We start from the raw sequence: 21,206 nt of genomic DNA on the forward strand, positions 1-21,206 counted from the left end.
TCAGGCGCGTCGACGAACGAGTGCCGTCACCGCGATGATCAGGGCGATCGCGCCGAGGGCGAGTCCCGCGCCGCCGAGCCAGAGCGCCGTCGGGTCGGCGCGCAGCGATGCGGCGGGGGCGGCATCCGCGGCGTTCGCCGCATCCGCGCTGTCGTGGTCGGCCGTCGCCCCGTGACCGGCGTGCTCGTCGCCGCCCGCTGAGACGGCTCCGACCGAGACGATGGGCGCGGGCGATTCGGGCTCGTCTGCTCCCTCGGCGGCGACCTCCGTCCACGCCGTCTGGCCCGTGACGCACACCTGCGTGACGGGGAAGGCGACGTCGGTCTCGGCCAGTTCCGCGCCGAAGCGAGCGTCGAGGCTCACCTCGCCCTTGATCCCGTTCTCGACGGGCGCGACGGCGGAGTAGGTGACGCGCGAGACGGTGCCATTGTCGGCGACGTCGCGCTCGATGGTCCAGTTCGCGTCGGCGACGGGCACGACGTTCGTGACGCCCTCGGGGATGTCGATGATCATCGAGGTGGTGGGCGACTCGTCGCAGCCGTGGCTGAACGAGAACGTGAGGCTCGTGGATGCATCGGCCGATGCATTCTCGGGGGTCACGTGCACGTGGGCGGATGCGGCGAGCGGGACGGCGACGGCGAGGGCCGCCCCCAGCACGACGCCGGCGAGGATGCGGGTACGGGTGGTGGAAGTCATGGTTCTCTCTCGGATGCGGGCGACGCCGCGCGGGCGCGCAGGGGCGGTCGCCGAAGATGGGGTGCCGCGGATCGCGCGACGGAGGTGCGCCGCGCTCAGGCGGCGAGGGGGACCGGGAGAGGGTTCGGTGGTCCTCGGCGCCCGAGTCCGGGCGGCAGGACCAGCCGGGCACGCGGTCGGGCGGGCATCGCATCGACACGGCGGAGGACGGCCGACGAGGAAGGCACCGTCACCGCGGCGGCGGCCCGGCGGACGACCCAGGCGCCGATGCGCGCGAGCAGCGACTCCCCGCGGCAGACGAGGGCGATCGTGACGATGGCGGCCAGCACGTGGGCGAGGGTCATGTCGACGCCGGCGGCCCCCGTCGCATCCATCGCCCACGTCGAGGCGGCCCCGTGCACATGGCCGAGTGTCGCGTGTGCGGTCGCGGCCCCGATTCCTATGTCGCCGACCACCGCGAACGCGCCGTGGAAGAGCAGCTGGCCCGCGCCGACCGCCAGCGCCGCGCGCCATGGGGCCGGTCGCGGTGAGGCGAGAGCGGTGGCCGGGGGAACGGCGAGGGCGAACAGGATCGCGCAGAACAGGGGCGAGGGCGCTGCGCCGCCCCCGAGGGTATGGGCGGCAGCGGCCGTGACCGTGGCGATACCGGCGAACGCGGCTCCGCGGATCGCGCGCGCCGCCCGTGTGCTCATCCCGCCAGGCTAGCGCGCCACGGTGCCACCGGCCGCGTGGGGAAGGGGTGGACGCTCGGCCCATTCAAAGACATGCCGGAGTACGGTGATCGCTGTGACCGCCCTTGCCTTCCTCGTCGGAGTCGTCCTGCTCGTGGTGGGACTGGCCGTGTCGATCGCGCTCCACGAGGTCGGGCACCTGGTTCCCGCGAAGCTGTTCGGCGTGCGCGTCGGGCAGTACATGATCGGGTTCGGACCGACCCTGTGGTCGAAGCGGATCGGCGAGACCGAGTACGGGTTCAAGGCCCTTCCTCTGGGCGGCTACATCTCGATGGCCGGCATGTACCCGCCGTCCTCCGACGACGCCGACGCCGGCAAGCCCCGCGGCCGCATGCGCGCGATGTTCGCCACGATGGTGCAGGACGCGCGCGCCGCGAACGACGAGACGCTCGTCGGGGTAGAAGACCGCGTCTTCTACACACTGCCGGTCTGGAAGCGCGTGGTGATCATGCTGGGCGGCCCGGTCATGAACCTGCTGCTGGCGATCGTGATCTTCACCGTTCTCGCGAGCGGTATCGGGGTGCAGACGGCCACGACCACCCTCGCCTCGGTCAACGAATGCGTGATCTCGGCGGATGCCGGTCGCACCGACTGCGTCGCCTCGGACCCGGCTGCCCCCGCCGCCGAGGCCGGAGTGCTGCCCGGAGACGTGCTGGTCTCGGTCGACGGCACCCCCGTGTCGACGTTCGCCGATGCGTCGGCGATCATCCAGCAGTCGCCGAATCAGGCGCTCTCCATCGTGATCTCGCGCGACGGCGTCGAGAAGACCCTCTCGATCACCCCGGCGCTGACCACTCGCGCCGTCACCGACGATCTCGGGCGCGCGGTCGTCGGCGACGACGGTGCGGTGCAGACCGAGGAGGTCGGGTTCATCGGCGTCGGGGCGCAGACCGCCCTCGTGGCGCAGCCCGCATGGGTGGGTACCGAGATGACCTTCGAACGGCTCGGCGCCGTCGCCGGCGTCATGACGCAGCTCCCCGTGCGGGTCTACGAGACCGCCGTCGACCTCTTCACCGGACAGGAGCGCGACCCCAACGGGCCGCTGAGCGTCGTCGGGGCCGGCCGCCTCGCCGGCGACATCGCCGCGGTCGATGCGCCGATCCAGAACCGCGCCGCCGGAATCCTCGAGCTCCTCGCGTCGCTGAACATCGCCCTGTTCGTGTTCAACCTGATCCCGCTGCTGCCGCTCGACGGCGGGCACGTGGTCGTCGCCCTGTGGGACGGCGTCAAGCGGTTCTGGGCGCGTCTTCGCAACCGGGTCAGCACACCGGTGGATGCGACCAAGCTCGTTCCGGTGACGCTCGTCGTCGTGGTGCTGCTCGTCGGGATGGGCGGCATCCTGGTGCTCGCCGACCTGTTCAACCCGATCTCGATCGTCTGATAACCGTTCAGGCCAGCGCCTGGGCGACCAGCCTCTCGAGGGTGCGCATGCCGTCGCGCGACAGGATCGACTCGAGGTGCCCCTGCACCGACGCGAAACCCGCCCCGCGCAGCGCGTAGACGTCGCCCGTGACCGGATCGGCCGCGATCTCGACGCCGGCCGTGCGCGCAGCATCCGACTCCCGCGCGGTGAACGTGTTGTAGAAACCGATCGAGGCCTCTTCGCCGAAGAGGTCGACGGTCTTCTGCAGGCCTTGGTGCGGGCGCTCCAGAGGGGCGAGGTCGAGACCGAACGAATCGGCGAGGATCTGGTGGCTCAGGCAGACGGCGAGGAGGGGGGTGCCCGCCTCACGCCGGCGCCTCACCACCTCGCGCATCCGGCGGATGCGCGCATTCGAGGTGTCACGGGGATCGCCGGGACCGGGCCCGGAGACGACGAGCTCGGCGTCGTCGATCTGCGCGTCGGTGACCTCGGCCCAGGGCGCGATGTCGACCTCGAGACCGAGGTGGCGCAACTGATGGGCGAGCATCGTGGTGAAGCGGTCCTCCGCATCGACGACGAGGGCACGCCGTCCGGCGAACGGACCGACCACCTCGCTCTCCTGCGGGTTCATCCAGAACGGTGCGAGCCGGGAGTTCCGCGACGCCAGCAGCTCGGCCACCGCGGGGTCGTCCGCGAGAGAGGGGCGCTCGGCGGCGGCGGGGGAGTCGGGGTCGGCGGTCGGATGCTGCGCCACCGGCACGTCGCGCGCGATCGCTCCGATGGCTCCCAGCACGCCCGCGGCCTTGCCGTGCGTCTCGCCGACCTCGCCGTCGGGGTCGGAGTGGCGGACCAGGGTGGCGCCGACGGGCACCCGTAACCGACCGTCGGAGAGATAGGCGGTGCGGATGAGGATGGGCGCGTCGAGGTCGTGGGTGGCGCCGTCGTCGTTCGATGCGGACGGGGTGAACAGAGCGGCGACGCCGGAGTAGTAACCGCGAGGCCCTCGCTCGTGGCGCGCGATCACGGCGCAGGCGTTCTGCATCGGCGACCCGGTCACGGTGGGGGCGAACATGGTCTCCCGGAGGATGTCGCGGGGGTCCAGACGACTGCGCCCGCGCAGCACGTACTCGGTGTGGGTGAGGCGCGACATCTCCTTCAGGTGCGGCCCGGTGATGCGTCCGCCGTCGGAACAGACGGCGCTCATCATCTTGAGCTCCTCGTCGACGACCATGAAGAGCTCCTCGGTCTCCTTCGTAGAGGAGAGGAATTCGCTCAGGGTCTCGGCCGTCGCGCCTCCCGCGGGGTGGCGGAAGGTGCCGGAGATCGGGTTCATCGTCACGACCCCCTCGCGGGCGATCACGTGCGCCTCGGGGCTCGCTCCGACGGCGACGAGGCCGGGGGTGATGACGGCGAAGGTCCAGTAGGCGCCGCGTTCGTGCTCGAGGAGGGCACGGAACCAGGTGAGCGCCGCGGTGCGCTCGTCGGCGGTGACGCGGGCGGTGAAATCGCGGCGGATCACGAAGTTCGCACCCTCGCCGCGGCCGATCTCGTCGGAGATCACCCGCCGGACGATGTCGGCGTACTCCTCGTCGGCGATGTCGAACCCGGCATCCTCGAACGGCACGGGTTCGGACGGGAGCGCGGCCAGGGCTTCGTCGCGCGTCACCGCCACGTGCTCGTCGACGACCAGGCACCGCAGCGGCGCGTCGTCGTCGCGGCAGACGAAGCCGCGTTCGACGACCTGGCGGTACGGCACGAGCGCGAGCACCTCGCGAGCGGTGCCCTCGGCGTCGTTCAGCGGGATGTCGGCCAAGAGCGCGACGTCGACGACGTCGCCGGTGAGGATCTCGACGGTGCGGCCGTCGCGCGCGATCAGCGCGAACGGCTCGGTTCCCGCGGCGATGGCGTGCAGGCGGGAGAGGGGTGCGGGGCCGGTCATGGTCGGTCTTTCGTCGGAAGGGGCGGTCGCCCGACGCGGCTGCCTAACGAAAAAGACCGCCTCGCGGGCGGTCTGTCAACGTGCGAACGCCCACCGCCTATGCGGTGGGCCACCAGGAGCGGTTCGCGGACATGCGCCGAACGTACCACACCGGCTTCGGCCTCCTCGCAGGTCGCTCGGCGTAGGCTGGGCTCGTGCCTGCAGTCAATTTAGGGATGCCGCGAGTCACCCCGGTTCTCGCCCCCCGCCGGAAGAGCCGCCAGATCAAGGTCGGCAAGGTCCTCGTCGGCGGTGACGCTCCCGTCAGCGTCCAATCGATGACGACGACGCCGACCACGAACATCAACGCCACGCTGCAGCAGATCGCCGAGCTGACAGCATCCGGCTGCGAGATCGTGCGCGTCGCCGTGCCGTCGCAGGACGACGCCGACGTGCTGCACATCATCGCGAAGAAGAGTCAGATCCCCGTGATCGCCGACATCCACTTCCAGCCGAAGTACGTCTTCCAGGCGATCGACGCCGGCTGCGCCGCCGTGCGCGTCAACCCGGGCAACATCCGCAAGTTCGACGATCAGGTCGGCTCGATCGCCGCGGCCGCCAAGGCCGCGGGCGTGTCGCTGCGCATCGGCGTCAACGCCGGATCGCTCGACCCCCGACTGCTCGAGAAGTACGGCAAGGCCACCCCCGAAGCGCTCGCGGAGAGCGCGCGCTGGGAGGCCAGCCTGTTCGAGGAGCACGACTTCCACGATTTCAAGATCTCGGTCAAGCACAACGACCCGGTGATCATGGTGCAGGCCTACCGTCTGCTCGCCGGAATGGGCGACTGGCCGCTGCACCTCGGCGTGACCGAGGCGGGCCCCGCGTTCCAGGGCACGATCAAGTCGGCCACCGCCTTCGGCATCCTGCTCTCCGAGGGCATCGGCGACACCATCCGCGTGTCGCTCTCGGCACCGCCGGCCGAAGAGGTCAAGGTCGGTCACCAGATCCTGCAGTCGCTCAACCTGCGCGAGCGCAAGCTCGAGATCGTCTCGTGCCCGTCCTGCGGGCGCGCCCAGGTCGACGTGTACACGCTCGCCGACGACGTGACCGAGGGGCTCAAAGACATGACCGTGCCGCTGCGCGTGGCCGTCATGGGCTGCGTCGTCAACGGTCCCGGTGAGGCACGCGAGGCAGACCTCGGAGTCGCCTCCGGCAACGGCAAGGGGCAGATCTTCGTCAAGGGCCAGGTCATCAAGACCGTGCCCGAGGCCGACATCGTCAAGACCCTCATCGAGGAGGCCAACCGCATGGCCGCCGAGATGGGCCCCGACGCCCAGATCGGAACCGCACAGGTCATCACGGCCTGACCACTTCCGACGAATTCTCCTCGGCCGCACCGGGTTGTCGGCGGAAGTATCGGGTGCGGTAGCGTTCGACCTCATGTCCGCCGTGCCACCGTCCGCCGCGTCGTCGACGCCGTCCGCCCCGCCCACCGCCTCGTTGTCGCGGCCGATCATCGCGGGTGTCGTCACCGCCCTCGTCGGCTTCACGAGCACGTTCGCGGTGGTCCTCACCGGGCTCCGCGCGGTCGGCGCGACGCCGGGTCAGGCGGCCAGCGGTCTGCTCGCCATCACCCTCGCGGCGGGCCTGGGCTGCATCGTCATGGCATGGCGGTTCCGCATGCCGATCACGATCGCGTGGTCGACACCCGGCGTCGCCCTCCTCGCGGCGACCGGCGCGGTCGACGGCGGATGGTCGGCCGCCGTCGGCGGGTTCCTCGTCGCGGCGGCGCTGATCCTGCTCACCGCGCTGTTCCCGCCCATCGGCGCGCTCATCGCCCGCATCCCCCCGTCCATCGCCCAGGCGATGCTCGCCGGAGTGCTGCTGCCGTTGTGCGTCGCGCCGTTCGGCGGCCTGGTCGCCAACCCCTGGGGCGTGGCGCCGGTGATCATCGTGTGGCTCGTCTTCTCGCGGTTGCTGCCGCGCTGGGCTGTGCCCCTGGCCTTCGTGGCCGCGATCGTGGTGGTCGCCGTCGAGCTCACACGCACCGGGGTGGGGACGGATGCTGCGGCGCTCCTGCCGCGACTGGAGTTCACCGCTCCGACCTTCACCGTGGGCGCCGTCATCGGCATCGGGCTTCCGCTCTTCGTCGTGACGATGGCGTCGCAGAACGTGCCGGGCGTAGCCGTGATGCGCAGCTTCGGCTACGAGATCCCCTGGCGGCCGGCGATGCTCGTCACGGGTCTGGGCACCGCAGCCGCCGCGACCGCCGGCGGGCACGCCGTCAACCTCGGCGCGATCAGCGCGGCGATCGCCGCCGGCCCCGACTCCCACCCCGACCCGAAGCGCCGATGGGTCGCGGGCGTCTCCGCGGGAGGTTCGTACCTGGTGCTCGGTGCTCTCTCCGCCGCGTTCGCCGCCCTCGTGCTGCTCGCCCCCGTCGGGGTCATCCCGGCCGTCGCGGGCCTGGCGCTGTTCGGGGCGTTCGGCTCCGCCATCCAGCAGGCGATCGACGACCCGGGCGAGCGGGTGCCGGCCGTCGTCACTTTCCTCGTCGCCGCATCCGGCATCGCGATCGCGGGGGTGAGCGCGGCGTTCTGGGCGCTCGCGGCGGGGCTCGTCGTGCGCGCGGTGCTGCACGTCGGGCGTCGCTGACGCAGCATCCGCGTCACCGGTGGAGGAGGTCTCACCGGCGGAGGAGGAACGAGCCGCCTCGGGTCCTCCGCACGTGACTTCTCCTCCGCTCATGACACGAGGACGGATGCTGCGGCGGCGACCGGGCTCAGTCGAGCGTGCCCCCGGTGAGGCGCGCATCGTCGCGGGTGTCCAGCGCGACGCGCACGGCGACCTCGAGCGATCGCACGATGTCTGCGAGGGGAAGGGCGGGTGCGCCCGCCGGTGCCGTCTCGGCCGCCCACGGCACGTGCACGAAGCCCGCTCTCACGTCGTGCTGCGAGGCGACGGCATCGAGCGCGGTGAACATGACGTGGTTGCAGACGAAGGTTCCGGCGGAGTGCGAGACGGATGCGGGTACGCCCGCATCGGCGATGGCCGCGGCGATCGCCTTGACGGGCAGCGTCGCGAAGTAGGCGGCCGGCGATCCCGGCACGGAGTGCTCATCGAGCGGCTGCGCACCCGCGTTGTCGGGGATCCGGGCGTCGGCGAGGTTGATCGCGACACGCTCGGGCGTGACCTCGGCACGGTTTCCGGCGAGCCCTGTGGCCATGACGACATCGGGGGAGTGCTCCTCGATGAGGGCCCGCAAGCGGTCGGCGGCACCGGCGAAGGTCACGGGCAGCACCTCGGTCACCAGGGTCTCGGCACCCGTCCACCGTTCCGCGACGGTTCGGACGGCGTCGCCCGAGGGGTTCGTCGCGTCACCCGCGAAGGGCTCGAAGCCGGTGAGCAGTACGGTCGCCATCAGTCCAGGCTAGGCCGATCCTCCCGCGCATCTGCGCGGAGCGGGCTCGTCCTGTTGCGTCCGCGCACCCGGCGGGAGCGAGCTGACGGACCCGCACGGCGCCGTTACCCACCTGTGATCATCGAATTCCGATCGTCGTGAACCATCGCGCGCTTCGCGGACACTACTGAGTGTGGATACAGACGACGCCGCGTTGTGGACGAGAGTCCGCGACGGAGACGATGCCGCCCTCGCCGCCCTTTTCGACCGGCACGAGGGGCGGCTCTTCCGGCATGCCCTGCGTCTGCTGTCGTCACGGGAGGATGCGAAGGATGCGGTGACCATCGCCTTCTTCGAGCTGTGGCGCAAGCGCGCATCGGTGCGTCTCGTCGACGGTTCGCCGCTGCCCTGGCTGCTCAACACCGTCGCCCATAGCGCACGCAACCTCCAGCGCTCGGGCCGCCGGTACGCAGCCCTCCTGGAGCGCGCGCCGATCCGCGAGGAGCAGCACCCGGGCGCTCACGACGAGAGCGGTGTGCTGGCGGCGTTGAAGCGCCTGCCGGCGAAGGAGCAGAGCGTGCTCGTCCTGACCGTGCTCGAGGGGTACTCCGAGCGTGACGCCGCTGCGGTGCTCGGAATCCCGGCGGGGACCGTCAAATCCCGCCTCTCGCGCGCCAAGTCGAAGCTGCGCGACGAGATCACGTCATTGGAGGCGTCATGGGCATGAACGACGACCAGCTGAGCGCTGCCGAGCACGATGCGATGCGTTCGCGCCTGATGGCCGGAACGAAGCAGATCAAGCCCGCCGGTGCGCACCGGCGCGCGATCATCACCTCCACGGTGGCCGTCGTGCTCGTCGCCGGGCTCGCCGGCACCGCGATCGGCGCGTCGAGCTTCCTGAGGATGGGGGAGGCGACCGAACCGATCGCCACCCCGACGCCGACGTTCTCGCCGTCTGCGAGTCCGTCGGCCGTACCCATCGAGACGGCTACTCCTTCGCCGACGGAGCCGGTCACGACGACCCCCCGCGTGGCCTTCGACGGTGATTGCAACCGCGCGCTGTCTGACTCAGACGTGGCCGCACTGCTGGACACATCAGCTGTCGAGCTCGCTGAGTCGGGACTGCGTGACGTGGAACCGTCACTGCGAGAGAGCGCGGCCGTCCTCGGCGGACTCTCCTGCTACTGGTCGTCCAGCGATGGCTGGGGATGGGCTCTTCTTGACGCCTACCCCCTCTCCGTCGTGCCGGAAAGCGTGGATCTTGCGACGCGGTCCTTCGACTGCTCCAACACCTCGACGTGCGGGAGAGCTGAAATCCTCGGCGACGTGTGGGTCTACGCCGCAGTCGGTCGACTGCAATCGGCCGAGCAACCGATGGGGGACGACGAGCGAGCGGTGCTGGATGAGCGACTCACCCGCCTCCTGGACGGTGCGCGTTCGGCCGGGCCTGTCGCGGTGGCGGGTGTGTTGAGCCCCGACGCGTGGCAGGTGCCTCCTTGCGTCGACCTGGGGGAGGCTGTGACCGCTGCCGCGGGCTTCCCCGGTGCTCCCATGGGATTTCCCGGTGACTCGCTGGCATCGGGCCCGTCGTGGGAGGTTCTCGTCGCCAATCGGGTTGTCGACTGGTGCTCCTGGTACGACGAGGCGTCCGGTGTCTTCGTCGAGCTTGTGATCCAGCCAGGGCTCGGCGTTCCCTCGGAGGCGGAGCTGTCTGCCGCGGGGGCACAGGAGGTCAGTGGTCTCCCGGGGCAGGGGTTCCTCCTCACCAATCCCCGCAACATGACGCCGAGTCGCCTGCTCGCCATGAGCGGACCCAACCGGCTCACCGTGTCGACGCAGGCCGACGTGAGTCCGGAGCGCCGCGGTCTCATAGCGTCTGCTGTGATCTCCGAGCTGAACGCAAGGTGAGGCGCAGCATCCGGCGCCCGTAAACTCGAACCGTGGTCACACGTCTGTCGCATTACTTCCTCCGCACGCTCCGCGAAGACCCGGCTGATGCCGAGGTTCCCAGTCACCGACTGCTGGTGCGGGCGGGATACATCCGCCGCCAGGCGCCGGGTATCTTCGCCTGGCTGCCGCTCGGCCTGCGGGTGAAGGCGAAGATCGAGGCGATCATCCGCGACGAGATGGCGAATGCCGGCGCCTACGAGGTGCACTTCCCGGCGCTCCTGCCGCGCGAGCCCTACGAGCTCTCGGGCCGGTGGGAGGAGTACGGCGACGGCATGTTCCGTCTGAAAGACCGCAAGGGTGCCGATTACCTCCTCGCGCCCACGCACGAAGAGGTCTTCACGCTGCTCGTCAAAGACCTCTACAACTCCTACAAAGACCTGCCGCTGACGATCTACCAGATCCAGGACAAGTACCGCGATGAGGCCCGGCCGCGTGCCGGCCTGCTGCGCGGGCGCGAGTTCACGATGAAGGACGCCTACTCGTTCGACGCGAGCGACGCAGGCCTCGACGCGTCGTACCAGGCCCAGCGCGACGCCTACGAGCGCATCTTCCAGCGCCTCGGGCTCGAGTACGTCATCGTCGCGGCCGACGCCGGCGCGATGGGCGGATCGAAGTCCGAGGAGTTCCTGCACCCGACCGCGATCGGCGAAGACACCTTCGTGCGCTCGGAGGGCGGGTACGCGGCGAACGTCGAGGCGTTCACGACCGTCGTGCCCGAGCCGATCGCGTTCGACGGCCTTCCCGCGCCCGTCATCTTCGATTCGCCGAACACCCCGACCATCCAGACGCTCGTCGACCACGCGAACGCGGCGCTCGACGGCGACTACACGGCCGCCGACACGCTCAAGAACGTCGTGCTCGCCCTCACCCACCTCGACGGCACCCGCGAGGTCGTCGCCGTCGGGCTCCCCGGAGACCGCGACGTCGACGACAAGCGCGTCGAGGTCGCCTTCGCGCCCGCCGCGGTCGAAGCCGCCACGGCGGAGGACTTCGAGCGAAACCCGCTCCTGGTGAAGGGCTACATCGGACCGTGGTCCGAGACGGGCCCCATCCTCGGCGAGGAGTCGGCCACCGGCATCCGTTACTTCCTCGACCCGCGCGTCGTCGACGGTACGTCGTGGATCACCGGCGCCAACATCGACCAGAAGCACGTGCACTCCCTCGTCGCCGGCCGCGACTTCACCGCCGACGGCTTCATCGAGGTCGCCACCGTCCGCGAGGGCGACCCGGCGCCCGACGGTTCGGGACCGGTGAGCCTTGCCCGCGGCATGGAGATCGGGCACGTGTTCCAGCTCGGTCGCAAGTACGCCGAGGCGCTCGGGCTGAAGGTGCTCGACGAGAACGGCAAGCTCGTCACCGTCACCATGGGCTCCTACGGCATCGGCGTCACCCGCATCCTCGCCAACATCGCCGAGCTCAACAACGACGACAAGGGCCTCATCTGGCCGGCGTCCGTCGCGCCGTTCGACGTGCACGTGGTCGCCACCGGGCGCGATGCTGCCGCCTTCGAGCTCGCCGCGTCGCTGTCGGCCGACCTGGAGGCATCCGGGTTCGACGTGCTCTACGACGACCGCCCGAAGGTCTCTCCCGGCGTCAAGTTCGGCGACGCCGAGCTCGTGGGCGTGCCGCGCATCGTGATCGTCGGGCGCGGCGCCGCCGACGGCGAGGTCGAGCTCTGGGACCGCCGCACCGGCGACCGCGAGGTGGTACCGGCGGCCGAGGCCGTCGCGCGCCTCACCGCCTGACCCCCGAGCGCCGTCACCGGCGGAGGGGATCTCACGGCGGGAGGACAGTCTTCGCGCTCAGCATCCTCCGCTCGTGAGAACTCCTCCGCTCGTCGCGTCACGCAGAACGGCCCCGTCCATCCAGGACGGGGCCGTTCGCGGTCGTCGGTCAGGCCTTCGAGGCGCGTCGCTTCCTGGTCACGGCGAGCACGCCGCCGGCGGCGAGGAGCGCACCGCCCAGAGCGGCGCTCCACCCGATGAGCGCGCCCTCAGCGCCGGTGGCCGCGAGGCCGGATGCTGCGGGTGCAGCCGAGCCCGACGGTCGAGGCGTGGCCGACGGCGTCGCGGATGCGGTGGCGGACGGTGTGGCCGACGGGGTCGGCTCGGGCGTGCCCGGGGCGGCGGCGATGGCGAAGGCCACCGTCTGCGCGTCGGACGAGCGCGAGCCCAGCGCCTGCGAGAGAGCGATCTCGTGCTCGCCGGCCGTGAGGCCCTCGGTCACGCGGAACTCCCAGCGTCCGTCGGCATCGACCGTCGTGGTCGCACCGCCCAGGTCGGCCGCGATCGCGGCGCGCCCGGCGGCGGGGGCGAGCGAGACCTCGGCGCCCGGGAAGCCCGTGCCGGCGAACCGCACCGACGTGACGGTCGACGCGAGCTCGCTCTGCGGGGCGGCGGTGACCTCGAATCCGCTCAGGTCGGCGCGCTGGGTCAGCCACTCGTCGGGCGTCGTCGGCCGGTCGATGATCCGGGTCTCGCCGATGCAGCCGTGCCATCCGTTTCGCGCGGCATCGTCCACCCAGTCGGATCCGAGGATCCACGGCATGCCGGCCTGACGGGCCATCCCCGCCGTGTCGGTGGCGTTGCGCAGCACTGGCGCACCATCGACGTACATCGTGGTCGACCGGGTGGCCGGGTCGTTCACCACGGCGACGTGCGCCCAGCTGTCGACCATGATCTCGCCCGACCAGTTCGTCTTATCGCCGGCTTGCACGTCGTCGGAGATGCTCGTGAACTGGAACTCGCGCAGGTTGGAGATGCCGAGGGCGGTGGGGGAGGCGGTCCAGTCCCACCGCGTCTGGGGCACGCCGATCTGGGAGCGATTGCCGGTGCGGGTGAGGAACTTCGACCAGCCGTTCGCGGACGCATCCCAGTCGGAGTCCATCTTCACGAAGGTCTCGATCGTGTAGCCCTTGCTGAGATCGGCGTCGTTGACGGCGGCGTCCGCCGCGGTCGTGAGGTAGCTGAACCGCGAGCCCGACGAGTTGTCGAAGCACGCTGCAGCGCCGTCCGAGGAGAAGCCGTGCACGTCTGACGTCTCGATCGTGACGTCGTCCCAGCTGGCGCCCACCGCGTTGGTGGTCGCCGGGTCGGGGCGCGTCAGGTCGTTGTCGCCGGCGATGTCCTCCACGACCGCGTCGGCGCCGACGACGCCTTCCAGGCCGTTGAAGCGCCAGTGGGCGAGCGTTCCCTCCGCCTCGACGAAGTCGAGTTCATTGCCCGGCAACTCGGTGGAGATCGGATCGGGACCGTCGAACCCGTCGAGGAGGATCTCTCGCGCGCGCTGGGTGAGGGAGGGCTCGTCGGCAGAGCCGGCGGTGAAGTCGGGGTCGAACCCGGCGAACCGCGACCGGAAGTCGATGTCGATCGCGTACCGCTGGTGCTCACCGTCCAGGAGCGGCTGGTCGTAGCTCGTCAGGGATTCCCGGGGCTTGGAGACGACCCACGGCGAGCCCGTCTCGAGGGAGATGGTGTTGTTCGTCAGGTCGAACTCGAAGAGTCCGAGGTAGCCGTTGCCGCCCTCGTACGCCATCTGGTAGTCCATGAGGATCTGGTGCACGTCATGGCCGAAGTCGTTCTTCTTCACCTGGCGGGTCGCGCCGTGGAAGTGTCCGTTCAGTGTCATGAAGATCTGGTCGTTGCCCCGGATGAGCTCGTCCCACATCCGCTCGCTGTCGCCGGTCTCGACCGGGGATGCCTGGTCGGCGGCGACGTTGATGAGGGCGTGGCTGCTCAAGATGACGGGGACGGTCGGGTGCGCGTCGAGAACGCTCTGCGCCCAGGCGAGGGTGGCGTCCGAGGAGTTCCACGCGATGGCGAGCGACATGAACTGCTGCCCCTCGGCCTCGAAGATGTGGAACTGGCTGAGCCCGGTCGGATCGGACCCCTGATAGGTCGACTGCTTCGCCGCGCGAGTCGCGCCGAACCACGTGGTGAACGGCTCCGAGGCGTGGTTGAGCTCCGTGTCCCGCACGCCGCTGTTGGTGACGTCGTGGTTGCCGGGGAGGATCGAGTACGGCGCGTCAGCGTCGTCGAGGACCTTCATCGCCGCATCCGCCGCCTTCCACTCGTTCTCCACGGTGGCCCGGTCGACGATGTCGCCGAGGTGCGCGGTGAACGGGATGCGCAGGGCATCGGCGTTGTCGGCGATCCAGCGGGTCTGGGTCGCGAACGGGTCGGAGCCGTAGCGCGGAACGAACTGGTCGGCCGAGTAGCGCGAGTAGAACTGCGTGTCGGGCAGCACCGCGAAGGTGAACCGCGACGCCAGGTCGTCGGTCGGTGCGGCGGATGCGGTGGGCACGATGCCGGCGGCCAAGAGGCCGGCGGCGAGACCGATGGTGGCGGATGCTGCGATGCAGCGTCGTACGGTCGGTCGTGTCGTGCGGGGTGTGGTGGGGGCCACGGATACTCCTCGATCGAGATGAACAGGCCGCTGCGCCGTCGTCGCCGACGGTGAGCGGGGGTCTTCGTCACCTTCGTCGCCCGGTGCAACGAAACCGTGGCGGGGAGGTGAACGGGCCGTGGATCGCGTCTGGATGCTTACGGGATTAGCGTGGACGGATGATCCAGGTCCCGCTCATCCCGCTGGCCGACGGCCGCAGCATCCCGCAACTCGGCGTCGGCACCTACAAGGTGCCGGCCGAGCTGACGGCCGGTCTCGTGGCGGGCGCGATCGCCGACGGCTACCGGCACGTCGACACCGCGGCCCTCTACGGCAACGAGGCCGAGGTCGGGGAGGGCCTGCGGCGCAGCGGCCTCGACCGCGACGACGTCTTCGTCACGACCAAGGTGTGGAACGACGACCAGGGATACGACTCCACGCTGCGCGCCTTCGACGCGAGCCTGGACCGACTCGGGCTCGACGAGGTCGACCTCTACCTCATCCACTGGCCCGTGCCCAGTCAGGACCGCTACGTCGACACCTGGCGAGCGCTGGTGGAGCTGGCCACCCAGGGGCGGGCGAGGTCGATCGGGGTCAGCAACTTCCACCCGCACCACATCGACAGGCTCGTCGCCGAGACCGGGGTGCGTCCGGTCGTCAACCAGATCGAGCTGCACCCCCGATTCCCGCAGCGTCATCTCCAGGAGTGGAACGCGGGCCACGGGATCGTCACCGAGGCGTGGGCGCCCCTGGCCCGCGGCGGTCTGCTCGACGAACCCGCCCTGCGCTCTATCGCCCAGCACCACGACAAGACCCCGGCTCAGGTGGTCATCCGCTGGCACCTCGACCGCGGACTGGTGCTGTTCCCGAAATCGACGTCGCCGGAGCGCCTGCGGGAGAACGCCGACGTGTTCGACTTCGTGCTGGACGCCGACGACGTGGCCGCGATCGATCGACTCGAGACCGGTGTGCGCACCGGGCGCGACCCCGACCTCGACTGAGGCGGGTCAGGCGTCGAGTCGGGCGTACTTCGCGCGCAGGATGGTGAAGAGCCCGTAGGCGATGAAGCCGATTCCCACCGCGCCGCCCAGCCACGGCCCGGCCGGGGTCTGCAGCAGCGCGCTCACCGCGGCGTCGAGTCCGCCCGAGGCGGAGGGGTCGACCGTCACCGCGGCGACGACGATGAGGATTCCCACGGTGGCCAGGGCGATGCCTTTCGCGATGTATCCGACGGTACCGAGGACGATGAGGGCCTTCCCCAGCGAGCCGCCGGGCGTGGAGATCCTCTTACGGAACGAGCGTCGTGCGCCGCTGACGACGAAGCCGATGCCTACGGCCGCGACGATGATCCCCACCGCTGCCAGAAGGAACGGGCCGCCGGGCAGCGAGAGCACACTGCTGCTGGCGTTCTGCGCGCTCTGATCGCCCTGCGACCGGGCGCCGAGAGCGACGGATGCGGCGATGCCGCCCACCGCGAGGAACGAGACCGCCTGCGCGCCCTGCTTCACCGCCCGCTTCGCGCGATCGGCGCCGCTCGTGCCGCGCGCGACGAACGCCTCGACCGCTCGCCAGGCGCCCAGCGCCCAGAGCGCCGCGGCGCATGCCCACAGCAGGACGGCGCCGAAGGGAGCCGCCGCGATCGCCTCGAACGCGCCGGACTGATCGGTCTGCTCATCGCCGCCGAACGCGACGGCCACGACGAGGGCGCCGAGGAGGACGTGCACGAGACCGTTGGCGACGAAGCCGGCGCGCGCGAGCACGCGGAAGGCCGAGGACGACTGCGCCGACGCGGCGGCGGAACGCGGGGAGGACGGCATGCGACCACCGTAGGCCAGCGGGCGCCGCACCACCGCCGGCACGGGCGGTCCGGTAATGTAGGGGGAATGTCGACGCGCGATCGCGCCGGCGAGAGCTGAATACGGAGGGCCCCATTGTGGACATCGATCTCGGTCTGTTGAAGACGGTCGAACGCGAGAAGGAGATCCCCTTCGACGAACTCGTCCGGATCATCGAATCGGCCATCCTGACCGCCTACGGTCGCCACACGTCCGAGAACGGCGACGTGCCCGCGGGTGCGCGCGTGCAGCTCGACCGCAAGACGGGCCACGTCGCGATCTTCGCCCCCGTGCTCGATGACGAGGACGTCGTCATCGGCGAGGAGGAGCAGCATCCCGAGGGCTTCGGGCGCATCGCTGCCTTCGCCGCGAAGCAGGTCATCAGCCAGCGTCTGCGCGACATCGCCGACGACGCCGTGCTGGGCGAGTTCAAGGGCAAGGAGGGCGACATCGTCGCCGGTGTCGTGCAGCAGGGGCCCAACCCTCGCATGGTGCACGTCGACCTCGGCACCATCGAGGCCATCCTTCCGCCCGAGGAGCAGGTGCCGGGCGAGAACTATGCGCACGGTTCGCGCCTGCGCGTCTACGTCACGTCGGTGTCGAAGGGCACCAAGGGTCCGTCGATCACCGTCTCGCGGACCCACCCCGGCCTCGTGCGCAAGCTGTTCGCGCTCGAGGTGCCCGAGATCGCCTCGGGCCTCGTCGAGATCGTCTCCCTCGCCCGCGAGGCGGGGCACCGCACCAAGATCGCGGTGCAGGCGACCGACCCCACCATCAACGCCAAGGGCGCCTGCATCGGCGAGATGGGGCGCCGCGTCCGCGCCGTGACCGAGGAGCTCGGGGGCGAGAAGATCGACATCGTCGACTACGACGCCGAGCTCGCCCGGTTCGTCGGCAACGCCCTCTCGCCCGCGAAGGTGACCTCCAGCTTCATCCTCGACGCCTCGACCAAGGCCGTCCGGGCACTCGTGCCCGACTACCAGCTATCGCTGGCGATCGGCAAGGAGGGTCAGAACGCCCGCCTCGCCGCCAAGCTCACCGGCGCCAAGATCGACATCCAGCCCGACAGCATCCTGGAAGACGACTGATCGCCCACCCCACGATCGGCTACGACGCGCCCGAGGTGTAGAATGGAACCTGTACGAACGTGCGTCGCATGTCGTGCGCGCGCACCACGGTCCACGCTCCTGCGAGTCGTGGCCAACGGTTCGGTCCTCGTCCGCGACGATCGGGCCTGTCTTCCGGGGCGTGGCGCGTGGGTTCATGAGACGCACGAGTGCGTGGAGGTCGCCCTGCGGCGCCGCGCATTCGTGCGAGCATTACGTGTGTCGGGTCCTCTCGACACGCAGACCTTCGAAGAATCCCTCCAGCGAAACGGCTGAACGGCTATGGACTCAAAGTGAACGGCTCGAAATGAGACCCGTCCGCATCTAACGGTCTGCCCTGTCCGGGGTAGGCCCCCTGACAGGAGAATTGTGGCAAAACCACGCGTACACGAGATCGCTTCCGAGCTCGGCGTCGACAGTAAGATCGCCCTCGCGAAGCTCAAGGAACTCGGCGAGTTCGTCAAGAGCCCGTCCTCGACGATCGAGCCCCCCGTAGCTCGCAAGCTCCGTGCGGCCCTCGAGGCCGACGGTTCCGCATCGGCGGGCGCATCGGCGCCGGCCGCCCCCGCGGCTTCGCCGCGCCCCGCCGCCGGTCGTCCCGGCCCGGCCCGGCCCGCCGCACCGGCGGCCAAGCCCGGCCCCGCGCGTCCGACTCCGGCTCCCGCCCCCGCTCCGACCCCGGCACCGGCAGCACCCGCCGCCCCCGAGGTCGCCACTCCCGCCGCCCCGGCACCGGCAGCACCCGCCGCCCCCGAGGCGTCCGAAGCATCCACCCCCGCTCCGTCGTCCGACACCCCCGGTGCCCCGCGCCCGGCTCCGGCCGCCGGCGCTCCGCAGGCGCCGCGTCCCGGTGGCGCCCCGCGTCCGGGCAACAACCCCTTCGCGTCGGCGCAGGGCATGGGCCAGCGTCCGGCCGGACCGCGTCCGGGTAACAACCCGTTCGCGTCGGCGCAGGGCATGGGTCAGCGCCCGTCGCCGACCCCCGGCAACATCCCCCGCCCGCAGGCGCCGCGTCCCGGTGCCCCGCGCCCGGGCGCTCCGCGTCCCGGCGGTGCGGGTCGTCCCGGCGGCGGCGGTCGTCCCGGCGCTCCGTTCCAGCAGCGTCCCGGCGGTCCCGGTCGTCCCGGCGGTGCCGGTGGCGGCGGTTTCTCCCGTCCGGGCGCCCCGGCGGGCGGCGGTTTCGCCGGTCGTCCCGGCGGTGGTGGCGGCCGTGGCCGCGGCCCCGGCGGCGGTACCGCGGGTGCCTTCGGCAAGGGTGGCGGCAAGTCCAAGCAGCGCAAGTCGCGTAGGGCGAAGCGGCAGGAATTCGAGATGCGGTCGGCGCCGGTCGTCGGCGGCGTCAACGTCACCAAGGGCAACGGCGAGATCATCCGCATGCGTCGCGGCGCGTCGATCTCCGACTTCGCCGACAAGATCGAGGCCCTGACCGGTTACACGGTCCAGCCCGGCACGCTCGTGACCATCCTGTTCAACCTGGGCGAGATGGCCACCGCGACCGAGTCGCTCGACGAGGCCACCTTCGAGGTGCTCGGCGGCGAGCTCGGCTACAACATCCAGATGGTCTCGCCCGAGGACGAGGACAAGGAGCTCCTCGAGGGCTTCGGTCTCGACCTCGACGCAGAACTCGAGGCCGAGAGCGAAGACGACCTCGAGATCCGGCCCCCGGTCGTGACCGTCATGGGCCACGTCGACCACGGTAAGACCCGACTGCTCGACGCCATCCGCCAGACCAACGTGGTCGCGGGCGAGGCCGGCGGCATCACGCAGCACATCGGTGCGTACCAGGTCTGGACCGAGCACGAGGGCATCGAGCGCGCCATCACCTTCATCGACACCCCGGGTCACGAGGCGTTCACCGCCATGCGTGCGCGTGGTGCGCAGGTGACCGACCTCGCCATCCTCGTGGTCGCCGCCGACGACGGCATCATGCCCCAGACGGTGGAGGCGCTCAACCACGCCCAGGCGGCCAACGTGCCGATCGTGGTCGCGGTCAACAAGATCGACAAGCCCGACTCCAACCCGGCCAAGGTGCGTCAGCAGCTGACCGAGTACGGCCTCGTCGCCGAGGAGTACGGCGGAGACGTCATGTTCGTCGACGTGTCGGCGCGCAACAACATCGGCATCCAGGACCTCCTCGACGCCGTGCTGCTGACGGCCGACGCGGGCCTCGACCTCACGGCGAACCCGAACAAGGCCGCCCGCGGTGTCGCGATCGAAGCGAAGCTCGACAAGGGCCGCGGTTCGGTGGCCACCGTGCTCATCCAGTCCGGAACGCTGCGCGTCGGCGACGCGATCGTCGCCGGAACGGCGTACGGACGCGTCCGCGCCATGGCCGACGAGAACGGCGAGGCCGTGCTCGAGGCATGGCCGTCGCGCCCCGTGCAGGTGCAGGGTCTGAACTCCGTGCCCCGCGCCGGTGACACGTTCATCGTGACCGAGGAAGACCGCCTCGCCCGTCAGATCGCCGAGAAGCGTGAAGCGGCGGAGCGCAATGCTCAGCTGGCCAAGGCCCGCAAGCGCATCTCGCTCGAGGACTTCACCCGTGCGCTCGAAGAGGGCAAGGTCGAGTCGCTCAACCTCATCATCAAGGGCGACGTGTCGGGTGCCGTCGAGGCGCTCGAGGAGTCGCTCCTCAAGATCGAGGTCGACGACAGCGTGCAGCTGCGGATCATCCACCGCGGCGTCGGAGCCATCACCGAGTCCGACGTGAACCTCGCCACGATCGACAACGCGATCATCATCGGGTTCAACGTGCGTCCTGACACCAAGGCGCGCGAGCGCGCCGCCCGCGAGGGCGTCGACACCCGGTTCTACTCGGTCATCTACAACGCGATCGACGACGTCGAGCAGTCGCTCAAGGGCCTGCTCAAGCCGGAGTTCGAAGAGGTGCAGTCGGGTGTCGCCGAGATCCGCGAGGTGTTCCGCTCCTCGAAGGTCGGCAACATCGCCGGTGTCATCGTGCGATCGGGAACGATCACGCGAAACGCCAAGGCTCGCGTCATCCGCGACGGTGTCGTGCTCGCCGACGGCCTCGCGATCGAGTCGCTGCGTCGCTTCAAGGACGACGTCACCGAGGTTCGGACGGACTTCGAGGCCGGTATCGGTCTCGGCAAGTTCAACGACATCCAGATCGGTGACGAGATCGAGACGACCGAGATGGTGGAGAAGCCGCGAGGCTGATCCGTCGGGCCCGGTCGCGGTTCCGCCTCCGGCCTCCGGCAGTGAGTGTCTCCCTTCGCAGAGCGGGGCCCCTACCCCGATGCTCAGGGAGACACTCACCGCCTCCGGCCTCCGCCGGAACTGCGACCTCCCTCCCCGTCATCGCGCGGGGAGGAGATGAGAAGGAGAAGAACATGACTGGAGAGCGTCAGGCACGCTTGGCAGACCGCATCAAGGTGCTCGTGGCCGAGAGGCTCGAGAAGGGCCTTCGCGATCCGCGCCTCGGTTTCGTCACGATCACCGACGTCCGGGTGACCGGCGACCTCCAGCACGCATCCGTGTTCTACACGGTTCTCGGCACCCCCGAGGAGCGTGCCGACACCGGCGCGGCCCTGAAGTCCGCGACCGGACTCCTCCGCGCCGAGGTCGGCAAGCAGCTCAACATCCGACTCACCCCGACGCTCGAGTTCATCGCCGACGCGATCCCCGAGAACGCCGGCAACATCGCCGACCTCCTCCGCGAGGCGGCCGAGCGCGATGCCGCCGTCGCCGGTATCGCAGCCGGCGCCGCCTACGCGGGCGAGTCCGATCCCTACATCAAGCCGCGCGAGGACGACGACGAAGACTGAGCGCGTCTCACGACGATTCCCCTGCCACGTCCGGCG

The 21,206-nt window shown here is 70.4% G+C and carries 17 protein-coding genes; 11 read left to right on the forward strand and 6 right to left on the reverse strand.

Annotated elements, in window-relative coordinates:
- Together DEU34_RS11580 and DEU34_RS11585 are read right to left on the reverse strand one after the other, a co-directional pair.
- Positions 1-696, reverse strand: coding sequence for a DUF1775 domain-containing protein (locus tag DEU34_RS11580; RefSeq protein WP_121150379.1), 696 nt, complete (start codon positions 694-696; stop codon positions 1-3).
- Positions 697-791: 95 nt separating this feature from the next.
- Positions 792-1,388: a hypothetical protein gene (locus tag DEU34_RS11585; protein WP_121150380.1), complete on the reverse strand. Its 597-nt coding sequence runs from the start codon at positions 1,386-1,388 to the stop codon at positions 792-794.
- 94 nt (positions 1,389-1,482) lie between these two features.
- On the opposite strand from DEU34_RS11585, the gene DEU34_RS11590 reads away from it, so the two are divergent.
- Positions 1,483-2,808 carry an RIP metalloprotease gene (locus tag DEU34_RS11590; protein ID WP_121150628.1) on the forward strand — a complete coding sequence of 442 codons (1,326 nt, stop codon included), beginning with the start codon at positions 1,483-1,485 and terminating at the stop codon, positions 2,806-2,808.
- Between the two features lie 7 nt (positions 2,809-2,815).
- Here the strand turns inward: DEU34_RS11590 and DEU34_RS11595 are convergent, their stop codons facing one another.
- On the reverse strand, positions 2,816-4,729 hold the full coding sequence (locus DEU34_RS11595) for an anthranilate synthase family protein (protein ID WP_121150381.1): 1,914 nt from the start codon (positions 4,727-4,729) through the stop codon (positions 2,816-2,818).
- A gap of 194 nt (positions 4,730-4,923) precedes the next feature.
- Here DEU34_RS11595 and ispG point away from each other — a divergent pair, with 194 nt between their 5' ends.
- Together ispG and DEU34_RS11605 are read left to right on the forward strand one after the other, a co-directional pair.
- A complete protein-coding gene (gene ispG, locus DEU34_RS11600; RefSeq protein ID WP_183042454.1) occupies positions 4,924-6,075 on the forward strand; it encodes a flavodoxin-dependent (E)-4-hydroxy-3-methylbut-2-enyl-diphosphate synthase in 1,152 nt (383 codons plus the stop codon).
- A 73-nt stretch (positions 6,076-6,148) separates the two neighbouring features.
- A complete protein-coding gene (locus tag DEU34_RS11605; RefSeq protein WP_121150385.1) occupies positions 6,149-7,363 on the forward strand; it encodes a benzoate/H(+) symporter BenE family transporter in 1,215 nt (404 codons plus the stop codon).
- A 127-nt stretch (positions 7,364-7,490) separates the two neighbouring features.
- On the opposite strand, the gene pcp is transcribed toward DEU34_RS11605, so the two are convergent.
- Positions 7,491-8,129: a pyroglutamyl-peptidase I gene (gene pcp / locus DEU34_RS11610; RefSeq protein ID WP_121150387.1), complete on the reverse strand. Its 639-nt coding sequence runs from the start codon at positions 8,127-8,129 to the stop codon at positions 7,491-7,493.
- 172 nt (positions 8,130-8,301) lie between these two features.
- On the opposite strand from pcp, the gene DEU34_RS11615 reads away from it, so the two are divergent.
- From DEU34_RS11615 to DEU34_RS11625, 3 genes are read left to right on the forward strand one after another with little or no spacing between them, the layout of a single operon-like run.
- On the forward strand, positions 8,302-8,835 hold the full coding sequence (locus DEU34_RS11615) for an RNA polymerase sigma factor (RefSeq protein WP_183042455.1): 534 nt from the start codon (positions 8,302-8,304) through the stop codon (positions 8,833-8,835).
- Positions 8,832-10,016: a hypothetical protein gene (locus tag DEU34_RS11620; protein ID WP_147424067.1), complete on the forward strand. Its 1,185-nt coding sequence runs from the start codon at positions 8,832-8,834 to the stop codon at positions 10,014-10,016. Before DEU34_RS11615 ends, DEU34_RS11620 begins: the two co-directional genes overlap by 4 nt.
- 32 nt (positions 10,017-10,048) lie before the next feature.
- A complete protein-coding gene (locus DEU34_RS11625; protein ID WP_121150393.1) occupies positions 10,049-11,803 on the forward strand; it encodes a proline--tRNA ligase in 1,755 nt (584 codons plus the stop codon).
- A 148-nt stretch (positions 11,804-11,951) separates the two neighbouring features.
- Here the strand turns inward: DEU34_RS11625 and DEU34_RS11630 are convergent, their stop codons facing one another.
- On the reverse strand, positions 11,952-14,462 hold the full coding sequence (locus tag DEU34_RS11630) for a metallophosphoesterase (protein WP_121150395.1): 2,511 nt from the start codon (positions 14,460-14,462) through the stop codon (positions 11,952-11,954).
- 158 nt (positions 14,463-14,620) lie between these two features.
- Here DEU34_RS11630 and DEU34_RS11635 point away from each other — a divergent pair, with 158 nt between their 5' ends.
- Positions 14,621-15,442 carry an aldo/keto reductase gene (locus DEU34_RS11635; protein WP_121150397.1) on the forward strand — a complete coding sequence of 274 codons (822 nt, stop codon included), beginning with the start codon at positions 14,621-14,623 and terminating at the stop codon, positions 15,440-15,442.
- Between the two features lie 6 nt (positions 15,443-15,448).
- Here the strand turns inward: DEU34_RS11635 and DEU34_RS11640 are convergent, their stop codons facing one another.
- On the reverse strand, positions 15,449-16,258 hold the full coding sequence (locus tag DEU34_RS11640) for a DUF1206 domain-containing protein (RefSeq protein WP_121150630.1): 810 nt from the start codon (positions 16,256-16,258) through the stop codon (positions 15,449-15,451).
- A 116-nt stretch (positions 16,259-16,374) separates the two neighbouring features.
- Here DEU34_RS11640 and nusA point away from each other — a divergent pair, with 116 nt between their 5' ends.
- The 4 genes from nusA (at position 16,375) to rbfA (ending at position 21,170) form a co-directional block, all read left to right on the forward strand.
- The gene (gene nusA / locus DEU34_RS11645; protein ID WP_121150399.1) at positions 16,375-17,364 is read left to right on the forward strand and encodes a transcription termination factor NusA; all 990 of its coding nucleotides are present in this window, start codon (positions 16,375-16,377) and stop codon (positions 17,362-17,364) included.
- Positions 17,365-17,406: 42 nt separating this feature from the next.
- Positions 17,407-17,658 (forward strand): YlxR family protein, encoded by a 252-nt coding sequence (locus DEU34_RS11650; protein WP_121150401.1) that lies wholly within the window; start codon positions 17,407-17,409, stop codon positions 17,656-17,658.
- A gap of 93 nt (positions 17,659-17,751) precedes the next feature.
- Complete coding sequence (gene infB, locus DEU34_RS11655; RefSeq protein WP_121150403.1) at positions 17,752-20,562, forward strand: translation initiation factor IF-2; 2,811 nt, start codon at positions 17,752-17,754, stop codon at positions 20,560-20,562.
- Positions 20,563-20,735: 173 nt separating this feature from the next.
- On the forward strand, positions 20,736-21,170 hold the full coding sequence (gene rbfA / locus DEU34_RS11660; RefSeq protein WP_121150405.1) for a 30S ribosome-binding factor RbfA: 435 nt from the start codon (positions 20,736-20,738) through the stop codon (positions 21,168-21,170).
- Positions 21,171-21,206: the final 36 nt, after the last annotated feature.

The organism is Microbacterium sp. AG1240 (genome assembly GCF_003635115.1).
Lineage (GTDB): Bacteria > Actinomycetota > Actinomycetes > Actinomycetales > Microbacteriaceae > Microbacterium.

Excerpts from the sequence above, each read along its gene's own strand:
- DEU34_RS11580 (WP_121150379.1), bottom strand. The coding sequence starts at position 696 with ATGACTTCCACCACCCGTACCCGCATCCTCGCCGGCGTCGTGCTGGGG.
- DEU34_RS11585 (WP_121150380.1), bottom strand. The coding sequence starts at position 1,388 with ATGAGCACACGGGCGGCGCGCGCGATCCGCGGAGCCGCGTTCGCCGGT.
- DEU34_RS11595 (WP_121150381.1), bottom strand. The coding sequence starts at position 4,729 with ATGACCGGCCCCGCACCCCTCTCCCGCCTGCACGCCATCGCCGCGGGA.
- DEU34_RS11605 (WP_121150385.1), top strand. The coding sequence starts at position 6,149 with ATGTCCGCCGTGCCACCGTCCGCCGCGTCGTCGACGCCGTCCGCCCCG.
- pcp (WP_121150387.1), bottom strand. The coding sequence starts at position 8,129 with ATGGCGACCGTACTGCTCACCGGCTTCGAGCCCTTCGCGGGTGACGCG.
- DEU34_RS11620 (WP_147424067.1), top strand. The coding sequence starts at position 8,832 with ATGAACGACGACCAGCTGAGCGCTGCCGAGCACGATGCGATGCGTTCG.
- DEU34_RS11635 (WP_121150397.1), top strand. The coding sequence starts at position 14,621 with ATGATCCAGGTCCCGCTCATCCCGCTGGCCGACGGCCGCAGCATCCCG.
- DEU34_RS11640 (WP_121150630.1), bottom strand. The coding sequence starts at position 16,258 with ATGCCGTCCTCCCCGCGTTCCGCCGCCGCGTCGGCGCAGTCGTCCTCG.
- DEU34_RS11650 (WP_121150401.1), top strand. The coding sequence starts at position 17,407 with ATGGAACCTGTACGAACGTGCGTCGCATGTCGTGCGCGCGCACCACGG.
- rbfA (WP_121150405.1), top strand. The coding sequence starts at position 20,736 with ATGACTGGAGAGCGTCAGGCACGCTTGGCAGACCGCATCAAGGTGCTC.